General features: G+C 32.6%; 8 protein-coding genes. All 8 read left to right on the top strand.

The annotated features are described in order from the left end of the window. The first annotated feature begins 1,033 nt into the window (after positions 1 to 1,033). The gene (locus BUB08_RS19540) at positions 1,034 to 1,738 is read left to right on the top strand and encodes a hypothetical protein (protein ID WP_073003616.1); all 705 of its coding nucleotides are present in this window, start codon (positions 1,034 to 1,036) and stop codon (positions 1,736 to 1,738) included. A gap of 188 nt (positions 1,739 to 1,926) precedes the next feature. Beyond that, complete coding sequence (locus BUB08_RS19535; RefSeq protein WP_073003615.1) at positions 1,927 to 2,301, top strand: hypothetical protein; 375 nt, start codon at positions 1,927 to 1,929, stop codon at positions 2,299 to 2,301. A 4-nt stretch (positions 2,302 to 2,305) separates the two neighbouring features. After that, positions 2,306 to 3,181: a DUF3575 domain-containing protein gene (locus tag BUB08_RS19530; protein ID WP_139249808.1), complete on the top strand. Its 876-nt coding sequence runs from the start codon at positions 2,306 to 2,308 to the stop codon at positions 3,179 to 3,181. 320 nt (positions 3,182 to 3,501) lie between these two features. After that, entirely contained in the window at positions 3,502 to 9,420 is a 5,919-nt protein-coding gene (locus BUB08_RS19525; protein WP_073003613.1) for an AAA domain-containing protein, read from the top strand. A gap of 279 nt (positions 9,421 to 9,699) precedes the next feature. Next, positions 9,700 to 10,209, top strand: a complete 510-nt coding sequence (locus BUB08_RS19520; protein ID WP_073003612.1) for a hypothetical protein — start codon at positions 9,700 to 9,702, stop codon at positions 10,207 to 10,209. Between the two features lie 26 nt (positions 10,210 to 10,235). After that, positions 10,236 to 11,057, top strand: a complete 822-nt coding sequence (locus BUB08_RS19515; RefSeq protein ID WP_073003611.1) for a hypothetical protein — start codon at positions 10,236 to 10,238, stop codon at positions 11,055 to 11,057. Positions 11,058 to 11,216: 159 nt separating this feature from the next. Beyond that, entirely contained in the window at positions 11,217 to 11,690 is a 474-nt protein-coding gene (locus BUB08_RS19510; RefSeq protein WP_073003610.1) for a hypothetical protein, read from the top strand. Between the two features lie 234 nt (positions 11,691 to 11,924). Continuing rightward, positions 11,925 to 12,944: a PD40 domain-containing protein gene (locus BUB08_RS19505; RefSeq protein ID WP_073003609.1), complete on the top strand. Its 1,020-nt coding sequence runs from the start codon at positions 11,925 to 11,927 to the stop codon at positions 12,942 to 12,944. The last annotated feature ends 241 nt before the right edge of the window (positions 12,945 to 13,185 follow it).

The following is a 13,185-nucleotide window of genomic DNA, read 5'->3' as shown; positions in this document are numbered from 1 at the left end:
GTGGTTCGCCAACTGCGGATTCTCGCATCGCAGTTCCTTGTCCTTCGGACAGGAACGCTCTCCGGAATCCGCCCCGACAACATGTACTAACCGTTACAGCGCATTTTGACGAAAAAAAGATAACTAATTATATATAGACCGAAACAATAAAAAACAAACACTGCATTTCCAGACAATTAAGCATTCAGAAAAACAAAAACAAGACAGAGAACAGGAGAAATTTAATCCTCAAAAACAAGCTAATTGTAATTGAGAAAGCGGAGCTTTGAAAAAGAGTTCTTTAAAATAATGAGAGAATTTTGCACCACGGACAAAAATCTTGGAGATAAAAAAATGTAAATCCAATTAACTGGGAAAAATTAAACCGGACAGACAAAGCGGAAAAGTTGTTTAATGTAAAATCCCCTGGATTTTGTTGGTGCTTTTGGACAGCAGTTTTTTAAAAGTCCCGCTCATTTTGAGACAATCCCCGGTTTGCGGACTGACTGCAAAAATAAATTATAAAACAATCGCAGTAACCGGACAATTTTACAAACAATAAAAATTTCGCAGACAAATTAAAATGTGTTGGGGGGGTAAAACCCGTTGGGTTTTGTTGGTGTTTTTGCCCACCGTTTTTAATCAACGCCCTGCAAAACTGACAAGTACAAATAAAAAGGAGAAGCCGGAGGATTTAAAATTTTAGAAAAATCTGTTTTCCGACTGACAAAAATTTTGTAAAATTAAAAACCAAATAAAAAGCAAAAATTACTGACTGGCTGGAAACCGGAAAGTCAATGATAGTCTTCCAAAAGACAATTTTCTGCTCCCGGACAAAATCAGTAAATAATGAAAAAAAAAATAAAAATAAAAAACGCGCTGTAACACAGTGTATAAAACATGGCAGGGGCACTGCAAACTTGGAACGTCGCAGCCCGCTCCTACCGTCATTGTCGTGCCGACAATGACGCTCTACGCAGACTGCCACGTTCCATACACTAACCGTTACCACACATTTTGAAAAAGAGGTACTTACAACTAATATTTCAAAAGCATGATTAAACTAATAGACTACTATAAATTAAAAAATGGGAAGATAAAAATTGACTTCTTTCTACTTGGAGTTTACGACTTATTAAAAAATGAGCTCGGATTTAGATATACAAAAATCAACAAAAAAGGATATTATTTAAAAGAGTCAAATGGATTTTATACAGTTGTAGGTTTCCATAAACTCAAAGATGAATTTAAAAAGTTTATTGACGAGAAATTTGATAAATTGGAATTTTCAAAAGAAATAGATTATCACGACTTTATGGAAGCATATTTTGAAAAACCACCGATAAAAAATGGAAATTATGCTAGAGAATATTTAAGTGAAGATTTTGAACTTTCTGAAAAAAATCTTCATTTGATAATGCTTGAAATTGACCCAAATTATAATCGAGAATATAAAAGAAATGAAATAATAAAGTTTTTAGAATCTGAAGATTTTATTGAGACGAAAGGTAAAGGAGGAAACTTTGCCAAAGATTGTCCTTTATTTTTTAAAAAAGTCAAAGAGAACAAGTTCCTAATTTTTAATAATCCATTTTATGACGGCAAAAATAATAGCCCGACTTTTGATTTCTGGAAGATAAATGCACATTCTGAGAAGGAATTTCTCCAAGACAAAAAAGTGAATGTCATAAAGATAAAATTGGAATTTGACTTAAAAAATGACATAGAATTATATGAAAGAGAAAAAAACGTGTGGTAACAAATTGTATATGGCAGGCGGGGGTTTTAGCGGTCTGACAAGTCAGACCTTGCGCCCACTTTCCTGCGGGTCTGACACGATTTCTTCCAGAAATCCCGCCCGACCACATACAAGTGACCGTTAGGCAAAATACTGAAGAAACGAATGAACAATATTAATCACTAAACAAACTCATAAAAGAGAAACTAATGAAAAAACTTAAATTATTCTTGGGAATTACTTTCCTTACAATCTTTTGTTCTTGCTCACCAAGAATTTCTACAAGTCTAAGTAAGAATTATCCTCCTTTAGACTATAGACAAAAAGTAGTCGTAATTGACTTAGACCAACCCAAACCGAATAATTCGGAGGAACTTGGACAAATTAAAGTCGGTGACTCTGGATTTAGTACAAAGTGCAATTATGAAACTGTAGTTGACAAGGCAAAGCTTGAGGCAAGAAAAGTTGGAGGAAACGCAATTAAAATCACTAAACATAAAACTCCCGACCTCTGGAGTACTTGTCATAGAATTACAGCTATAATTTTAAAGGTTGAAGACATTGAGAATCTCGAAACAAACTAAACCGATGAAAAAAATAACGACTTCCCTACTTCTAATATTATTCTGCTATTTATCTGTTTTGTCACAGGATTTGATTGTTACCAATGATAATGATTCTATAAACTGTAAAATAACGAAAGTAGAGCCCGGCAATATTTTCTTTACATTTAAACAAGGAGAAGAGTACAATAGTACATTGATTCCAATTTCAAGCGTTAAATATCATCAGCTTGAATATTTTCAACAAAGTGAAGTTCCGAAAGAAAAACTAGTTGGTTATCAAAATTACCAACATTTAAGATTTGGAATTAGTGGTGGCTTTAGTTATATAACAGCAAAGGTTGGAGAAAGCGTATTTCCTGATTTAGTTGACTATGTAAAGGAGTTAAAGTCAGGAGCTCATTTGGGGGGGGACTTAACGTACTATTTTGCAGAACAGTTTGGATTCGGTTTAAAATATTATCTTTTCAGTTCATCAAACAACATGGACAATATTTATATTGATGATAATGAAGGTAATAGAAGATTTGGTAAAATGAGTGATAAATTGAAAACTTCATTTGTTGGACCTACTTTCTCAATGAGAGTTTTTAATCATAATAAAAGCAATGCCTTTTTAATGAATCTATCCTTGGGTTATATGGGATATTCAGTTGACAAAGTAATTATTGATAATTACAAGATGACGGGAAATACAATTGGTTCATCTCTTGATATTGGCTATGACATTGGATTATCGGAGAATTTATCACTTGCATTTCAAATTTCATTAATTGCAGGAACATTACTTGAATATGAATGGGATGATGGGACAACAAAACAGACCATCAAACTTGAAAAAAATGAATATGAAAGCTTAAATAGAATTGATTTATCAATTGGCTTAAGATTTAATAAATAAGTACTTTGCCTAACACAGTGTAAATTTAATAGCGGGTTCGGTGGGTGTTCCAACGTTGGATTCACGCCCAATTATCCGTTCCTATCGGACGGATAACCGCACGTAAATCCGCTACTAAACTTACACCAACCGTTGTGTGCCATGCTGAAAAAGAAAGACAGTGCAGAGAATTAATGAAATAATAGATATAAATTGCCAACGCACATTTGGCACATTTGCAAGCTCCATCTCACAAGCAGACGCTTCAGCTTGCAAAAGAGCCAAATCTTGCCAGCGCACCGCCGAAAATTGACACTGACTGACTAAGTAACTAATAGAAAATGAAGACAAAAAAATATTTACAGATTTTCAATTATTTACTTGAGTTTTCAAAACTTAGAAGTAAACCAGTTAGAGATATTGAAAACTCGAATAATTATCTTGAAATTCTTTGGATGTCAAATATTCCCATTGACGAAAAGATTGATTGTATTATTCAGGATAATTATTCAAATGAATCAAATTACTGGCTGAAAATTTCAAAACCTATTGAACCTGAAAAGCCAATTTTCCCCAAGCCACCTAAAAATCTGCAAAATTGGATTAATGAAGAAAGCTTATTAAACAGAGACGATTTGCCAGAGCTTATTGAAGAAACAGAATCAGAAGAAAATGAAATTTTGAAATTACAAGACCATCCAGAAATTGAAGAAGAATTTAGCAAATACTGCGAAGAAAAATGGTTTGCAGATTCTGAATTGTATTGGTCTAAAAAAGAAATTTATGATGTAAAGTTTGCGGCTTTTGACAAAGTAAACTCCATTTACAAAAAACTGTTTTCAATTTATAATAAGTCACAGCAATTTGGCGAAGAATATGAACTTATTGCCGGAATTGGATTGCTCAATTTTAAGGAGAATGATGAAACACCGCTAATTTGCAGACACATTATTACTGCGAAAGCGGAAATTCAGTTTGAATTTTCCAAAAGGGATTCAAGTGTAATTATCAGTCAGAGTTTGGAAAATGGATTGCAAATTGAAACAGATGCAATAATTGACTTATTTGAGCAATTTGATTCGAACGATATTATTGAAAGTGAGAAATCAGCAAAAGAGCTAATCAAGGGAAAAGAATTAGTTAATCCTTTTGATGAAGACATTCATGAGGTACTTCAACTTCTTGCAGAGAGAATTAAACCAGGCGATGGCAATTACAAGGAGGTAAAAAACAAATCAAAAGATATTCCAAATAAAGAGACCATATTTTTTGCGCCCGCAATTATTTTAAGAAAACGAGATACAAGAAGTTTCACTTCAATGTATGAAAAAATAATTGAGGATATCGAAAGTTCTGAGAAAACTGAAATTCCAACTCTTGATGACTTAATCGACCTTGAAAGGACAGAGTTTTTAGGTGGAACACAAACTGACAATATTGAGTTGCGTGGTTCTGATACGATTTATTTTCCCAATAAATTCAACGATGAACAGAAAACAATAATTAATAAGGCAAGATTTAACAACAAAGTGTTGGTTCAAGGTCCTCCAGGAACTGGGAAATCACATACTATTTCAAATCTGATTTGTCATTTATTGGCAAATGGCAAGAAAGTACTTGTTACTGCATACACAAAGAGAGCTTTAGAAGTTCTCAAAGACAAACTTCCTGATGAGTTTAGAAATCTAACAGTTAATTTATTAAGTGGCGATTCATCCTCAATACAGGACTTAGAAGCAAGTGTTAATACAATTAATGATGAACTATCTAATACAGATATTGAAGTCCTTCAAAATGAAATTGATAAATTAGAATCAGATTTAGCGGACTTAAAGAAAAGAAGGGCTTTTGACACGAATGAGCTTTTAAAAATTAAAGAAAAATCGTCACGAAGAATTGACATAAATCCAGCATATCAAGGCAATTTGACTGAGATTGCCAAAGCATTAGAAGTTGATAAAAGTAATTATGACTGGTATAATGATGACTTTAATGATTATACAGACAATGAAATTTTAGAAAAATTAAAAACTTATATTTCATTATTTCAGCAATACATAAATATTGATAAATCAGTTTTTGAATATCAATTACCAGAAACCACTGAATTATTTGAATTTGAGGATTTAGAAAATTTTAAAAATCTTGTTTCAATTGCGGAAAAAGAAAATCTTTCAATAGAAACTGCTGAAATTATAAAATGTCATGATTTTGAATCTCTTGAAAATTATTTGGATGAACTTCAAAAATTATTTGACAAAATCTCAATCAATCAGCACCCAGATAAAACGGAACTTGTTACAGACTTCATAAATCACAATAATAAAGTTTGGTTTAACAAGGTAGAAAAATCCAAGCTAGTTCTTACAGAGTTAGAAAAGATAGACTTACGGTTTCTTGACCGGAATATTGAAATTACTTTTCCCAAAGGGAAATCACTAATAAACCTAAAAAACGATGCTAAAACTCTTTTAGATTTTCTAAATGCAGGAAATGTTTTATCTGGTTTAAGTTTTAAGCTTAAAAAGCCTTTCTTGCCGACAGAAATAAAGGAGAAACTGTATTTTATTGAATCAGTAAAAGTTAATGGCAGTCCTTGCGACACCAAAGAAGAATTCGACAAAGTAATCAGTGACATTAAAATCAAACAGAGTTTTGAAGAATTAGCTGAAATTTGGGATAGTTCCAGTACTTCAAATTCTTACAATGAGAAGTTTAATTTTTACCAACAATTGAATAATGAAACGCTATCATTATTTGAAACTATTTCAAACACTCAAACCAAAATAAAACTCATTCAGAGTATTTCGGACATTTCTTTTAATGGCTTTGACCTTAAAGAATTACAGCAAGTGATTCATAAAACAAAGAATACTCTGATTCTAAACAAAATATCTGATTACAAAAAGAAAAGAAATATTATTCAAGGCTATTTATCCCGCAACAACTTTCATCCAATTGTGAAAGATATTTACCAGTCAATATCCAATTTAGCATTAAGTGAATACAAAATTCTATGCAAAAATCTTTCTCAACTCCAGAACGATTTTGAAGAATATGCGAGGTTTACTAATCTTCGCAATGATTTAACCCAAAATTTTCAGAATCTGATTGAAAAAGTAGAAAACAACGAATTTTCGCATTCTCAAATTTCAGATTTAAAACAAGCAATTCTTTATCGGCACGCATTCGATGAATTAACAAACTTATTAAGCAGCGATTTTGAAAAAGAACTAAGCGAAAAAATTAAATCTTACGATTCAAGAGAAGAAAAATTAATTGCAAAAATTGCCGCAAAAAAATCATGGATTTACGTTTTAGTCAACCTAAAACAAAATAGAAGCCTTAGACAACATCTTGAAGCGTGGGTTCAGGCAGTTAAAAAGATTGGAAAAACAGGGAAAGGCAAACGAGCTTTGAAATTTAGAAAAATTGCACAGGAAGAAATGGAATATTGCAAAACCTCTGTTCCTTGCTGGATTATGCCTCTATATAAAGTAACTGAAACCATCCAACCAGAAAAAGGCATTTATGATTATGCCATAATTGATGAAGCAAGTCAGCTCGGTCCAGACGCTATTTTTTTACTTTACATTTCAAAAAATATTATAATAGTCGGAGACGACAAACAAACGTCACCTGAATATGTGGGAGTGGACGCAAATGCGATGACTCCATTTATAAACAGACATCTCCAAGGAATTCCTTTCAAAAATTTTTACGGAACTGAATACAGTTTCTTCGACCATGCAAAAAGATTCTGCGAAGGAATTACAGTGCTGAGGGAACATTTTCGTTGTATGCCTGAAATAATTGAGTTTTCAAACAAATTATTTTATGCTCCCGATGGAAAAGGTCTTTATCCTTTGAAACAATATTCTGAAAACAGGCTGGAACCGTTAATGCATGTTTATTGTCAAAATGGATATGCGGAAGGACAAGGCGCAAGTATTCGCAATGAACAGGAAGCAATCGAAATAACTAATAAAATTTGTGAATTAGTAAACGATGAAAGATACAAAGGGAAATCGATTGGAGTAATTTGCTTACAGGGAAATGCTCAAAGTGCATTAATTGAAACTCTACTCGTAAAGAAGATTGGAGAACCCGAATTTAAAAAGCGTAAAATAATCTGTGGTAACTCCGCAAGTTTTCAGGGCGATGAAAGAGACATCATTATTTTGAGTTTGGTCACTGCACATAATCATAACAGAAGTGCCTTAACACGTCCCGAGGATGAAAGACGTTTTAATGTTGCTGTAAGTCGGGCAATTGAACAAATCTGGTTATTCCATTCCATCCTCCCAGAAGATTTAAGCAACTCAAATGATTTAAGATATAAGCTTTTAGACCATTTCATAAATTACCAGCCTTCAACACCTCCTACTCCAATTCCAATTGAAAGAACTATTGGAAATCAACCAGAACCATTTGATAGCTGGTTTGAGGTTGATGTATTCAATGATATTGTAAATAAAGGCTACAGTGTAAAACCACAGTACGAAGTTGCAAAAGGGAAATACCGAATTGATTTAGTTGCCTTCTTCCCTGATGGAACCAAAATAGCAATTGAATGCGATGGTGATAAATGGCACGGAGCAGAAAAATATCAGGATGATATGATGCGCCAAAAAGTTTTGGAACGTTGCGGCTGGCAATTCTTTAGAGTTCGAGGGGGAGAATATTATTCAAACAGGGGAAAAACTTTAGAACCACTTTGGGGCATGTTTAAAGAACATGATTTGAAAAGAGAAAAACATACTAAACCTGTGATTAATAATAATCCAGCTTCAAATGAGAACTCTTTTATTGAAAATACAGATATTGAAAACGAAACAGAATTCCCAAATGATGCTGAATTTAAAAACTTAGATAATCAGTTTACTGAAAGACCGGTTCTAAAATTAGACTCCGGAGATTCAGTGCCGAAAGACCTCTTCACTAATAATCCAGATTTAATTTTAAGATACTTCAATTTGTTTAAGAATGGCACTTATGTTTTAACCACCGAAAATCCATTAAAAGCTGATTACGTTTTACCCATTCAAACAAGTCAAAAAAATGGTTTTCTGCTTCAATGTTACGAATCCGGTCACATCAATAAAGTTTATGTTTCGACTTTACTTTCGCGTAAGATTGGAAAGGAATACATGAATGGATTAAATCAAAATGACAATTTGGTATTTCTGACGATTATTGAAAATGAAATGATTGTAGGAATTTACTTTTATGAAAATGGCATAAAAAAATTCAAAGCTCACTTAACCGAAAATATTTCATGTAGGGAACAACTTCATCTTCAAGGATACAAGGTTATTTATAATGAATTTGGCAAGATTGAATATAAATTTTTCCCATTAAGGATTCAAGATGAAATTAACAGACTAATTTATCAGAGTTTCACTGCAAACGGTAAACCGGTAAATAATGAATACTATTCGAATGAATGGAGAATTTTACAATCATATTTGCGAACTTCTATTCCAGAGATTCGGGTTGATGAACCAAAATTAATTGAAGAGCCATTAATAAATTCACCTCAAAATGGTAATTCTAATTTTCAGTTCATGTCCCTCAATGAATTAATAAAATATTATTTTGAAATCATAGAAACACGAAATGAAACAGTACTAAATATAATTGACCATTTGCCTCCACAAACAACCCAATTTTTCCCAATATTTGGCTTTAGTGCAGTAAATAAAACTATTAGAATTGCTGACAAACTAAAAAAGCAACAAAAAGAAAAACTATTTAATGCTGTATCAAATTTTGAATCCAAAAAGGAGTTATACAATCATAATACAATTCAAGAAATTTTAGATGATTTCAGAATAGCACAATCTTATGTTGCTGACCATATCACTTGGAATATATTACGGAAGAATATCCCATTGGAAGAAATTAAATCCTACCTAAAATCTTATGGTGAAAAAGATTCAACGGCTTACAAAAAAATGCTTTGTGCATACGATTTTAAAAAGTACCAAGATTTGATATTAGATTCTAAGGTTGAATTAATTTCAAATCAAAAAGTTAAACTGAATAGCATAGTCAAATTAAACTACTTAAACGAAACCAAAGAGATTGTTGTTCAACTGGTTGAGAATCACAAAGTAGGTATTGACAAAGAAAATGGAATTCAAAGAATAAATATGAATTCTCCGCTTGGATTATCAATTAGTGGTAAATCAATTGGAGACAGAGTTAAAATAAAAAACACAAATAGTTTAATTGAAATATTGGAAATAGTGAACTAAAGCCAACGCAAAAGCCATACACATTGGCAAGTCGCACATGCCGACCCGCAAACCAAAACTTGCCAAAGAGTATGTCTTTCCTGCCCACGGACTGACAGAGAAAAACAAAGCACGGGCACACAACAATGTGTATAAATCATTGGGCGGCAAGTGGTTAATTTGAATGTGAGAACTTTTAATAAACATATCAGCGGTTTGACAGTGAAGTGCTTCGAAATGCCCAACGCTTCATACACCAACCGTTAGGTGTTATTTGAACAAAAACCAAAAACAAGAATCATGCTTCAAGAAATAATTCAAAAAATTAAAGGAGATTTGAAAATTAAGCACAGTCTCTATTTTGTACTTTTTATATTACTTTTTGCAAATTGTTCAAAAGAAAGTCCGATATCAGCCGTTTACCAAAGTACTGAAGACCACTTGTCCGCAACTATAATCGACAGTACACTTTACTTGATGATTGGTTTGGACACAGCAATAATTTATAATCTTCAGATTCATACAGAACTTCAAATTGAAGAAAATACTTATAGAATTTATAATGTAGTTTACTCAAATTCTCTAAACAGACACGGTTACACTTCGATTGAAATTCCTCTTGAGTTTGTTTATTCAAAAGATTTTGGAGGTACATTAATAGCATCTTTCATAAACAATGATTCTTTTACTTTAGGGGGCTACAGTTTTAAAAGAGCCGAGAGTGACAGAGCAAAAAGAATATTTGATAATTGGTCAAATCTAATATTAAACAATACACAAACCAGACTTTGGAATGAATTTCAAGAGTAATTAATTTTTTTTTAGAAAATGGAAAAATGATGGATTTCAATTTGGATAAATACAAAAATCACAAGGAATCATTAGTTAGAATCCATAAAGAATCTTATGACTTTGATTTTCTTTTAAACCAAATAGATATTGACTATGCAAATAAAATTACTGGGAAATTGGGAAATGAAACCACAAATCAGTTTTTAAAGGCAATTTCATATCGCATGGAAAGTGTATTATTTCATTACAATCTTCTTTATAATATTAATCCCAAAGAGTGTAAATCATCTTTTCCAGAGGAGGAAATATCAATTCGGCAAAACTGTCTTTTTGATAGTATCATTTTTAATACTGCATCATTATTTGACTATTATAGTTGTTTTATTTGGTACATTATTGGAGAAAGCAAAACCGAGAAAAAACTTTGGAATAGTCTTGCAAAATCGACAAGACATGACCATCAAATTAAGAAGTCAAAAATTGGTATTCTTGTTGACTTTTACGATAGAGAATGGGTTACAAAACTGTTTGATTACAGAGCAGAACTAATCCACTACAAAGACGACTGGGCAAACGAGACATATACTGTTGACAATAAGAAATTAATTGTCCATTCACCTGATAAGATTTTAAAATATTTCAAGATTCATAAAAAAACTGACATCCAAGATAAAGTAATTACAATCGAACAGATTAGCCTTTGGGTAATTGAAAATTCAATTAATATATGCAAAGAGTTTGCGAATGCCTTGAAAATATTCATTCAAGACAATAAAAAGAGAGAATCAGATGTAATTCAATTCCTGGACACCAGTGACCCAGAAATAATGAAAGAAATAATTAAGAAAATAAAAAACAACACCTAACACGGTACATATTGCAGGGCGGGGTTCGGTGGTGCGCCAACTGCGGATTCTCGCATCGCAGTTCCGTGTCCTTCGGACAGGAACGCTCTCCGAAATCCGCCCCGACAACATGTACCAACCGTTAACGCCAAGTGAAAAAAGCACCATAAATAACAGATTATGAAACTTGAAAGGGCATTATTTAAGATTTCAGTTAAGGAGACAATATTCCTTGCGATTTTTCTTCTCATTGTATTAAACGGAGTGATTTTTATTTTTTCTGTTGTCATAGGTAAACCGAGTATTTCAATTTCCGGATCAGGATGGATAAGTCAAATAGCCCTTCCAATTGTTCTTGCAATGACTCAGACTTTAATAAACCGAAACGGAGTCCTTAAATGCGAAGAATTTAATGATGCAGCGACTTTAACAAAAAAGATTAATTCTCTGATTTTAAAAAAAGGATATATATCTTCTGACTCAGAATTGGATAAAATCAAATATGTCAGAAAAACTAAATTGGCTCGACAGCTTAATTTTATCTTCAGAGAAGAAATTAATGTACGGATTATTGATAATAGTATCTCGATTTTTGGAAAGAGAAATGTACTCGAATCTCTCAGAATGAATCTTAAATATGACAGGACAATTTGATAAAAATTAAAAAATAAACACCAGGCGTTAACATTTTATAAATTGCATTGCGGGGTACTGTGCAGGTTGTCGCCTCGGATTCCCGCATGATTGTCTTCGTCCTGCGGACGGACAATCACCCGCAATCCGCAACGACAACTTACAATTTACCGTTGTGTTTAATTTTGAAAGAGAAGCAACCATAACTACAAAAAACAATCATAAAAGAAAACCTTCGTTATAAACCAAATAGTCATGAAGACATTAAAAATTTTACTTTTCGCTTTCATAATCACATTAACAAGTTGTATTAAAATATTCAACAATGATGATTATGATTTTACTTACGAAACAATTGTAATTGAACTGCCTGTGAATCTGGAAAATATTAATTCTTCCTTTGACGATTACAATTCTGATTTACCCTTTCCAGCATTCAGACATGGAATTTATTTTTCGACAAATAGAAATAGTTCAGGAGACAATTTTGATATTATCTATAAAAGTATGGATATTTCATATCATTCAAAAGATGACATATTAGATGTTTCATATGTTAGCGATGCTAATAGTTATAATAAATATGCAAGCAAGGTTCTGGAAACTATAAATACAGACTTTGATGAATATGGTCCATTTTATCATTTTGGAGATGAAACTTATGAATACTTTTTCTACGCAAATAACGAATCGGGAAATTTTGATATAAAATATGCATCTTCAAAGAAACTTGATTTTGGAACATACAATGCACAGGAGATAATAAATACTCCAGAATCTTTTGAATCCATCAACTCAGAGTATGACGATTACTACCCTTGCATATTTAACGAGAATAAAAGTCTTGTATTCTGTAGTAACAGAGAAATGGAAGTATTTAGCATTTATGAAACAGCATTTGTTGAAGACGAAATTAATCCTAATTACCTTGTTGCCACTGAACACGAAATTGTTAGAAATGCTATTTTGTCAAGTGACAAAAATGATAAATGCCCGTTTGTTGTAGGGAATATAATGGTCTTCACATCAGATAGAGAGGGAGGTTATGGTGGATTTGATTTATATTTCTCACAGTATTTGGATGGGAAATGGTCTCAGCCACAAAATTTGGGGGATAAAATAAATTCAGAATATGACGAATATCGTCCGATTATTGTTCCATTTGGTGAATTTGATGATACAATGTTGATTTTTTCATCGAACCGACCAGGAGGGAAAGGAGGTTTTGACTTGTATGCTGCAAGGACAAAGAAATTGCCAAAAATAGAATATTAAGTAATTGAAAATTAAAAAACTAAACACAACAAAGTACATATTGCAGGGCGGGGTTCGGTGGTATGCTAACTGCGGATTCCCGTTTCGCAGTTCCGTGTCCTCCGGACAGGAACGCTCTCCGAAATCCGCCCCGACAACATGTACTAACCGTTACCAGCGCATTTGAAAAAGGAACCGATTAACAAATAAAAACCTATTGCAAAAAGACAAAGACAAGAAAGGAAAAGAAAAAAGACAAGCA

The sequence above is a fragment of the Mariniphaga anaerophila genome (genome assembly GCF_900129025.1).
Lineage (GTDB): Bacteria > Bacteroidota > Bacteroidia > Bacteroidales > Prolixibacteraceae > Mariniphaga > Mariniphaga anaerophila.
This window is presented reverse-complemented; position numbering and strand designations above follow the sequence as displayed.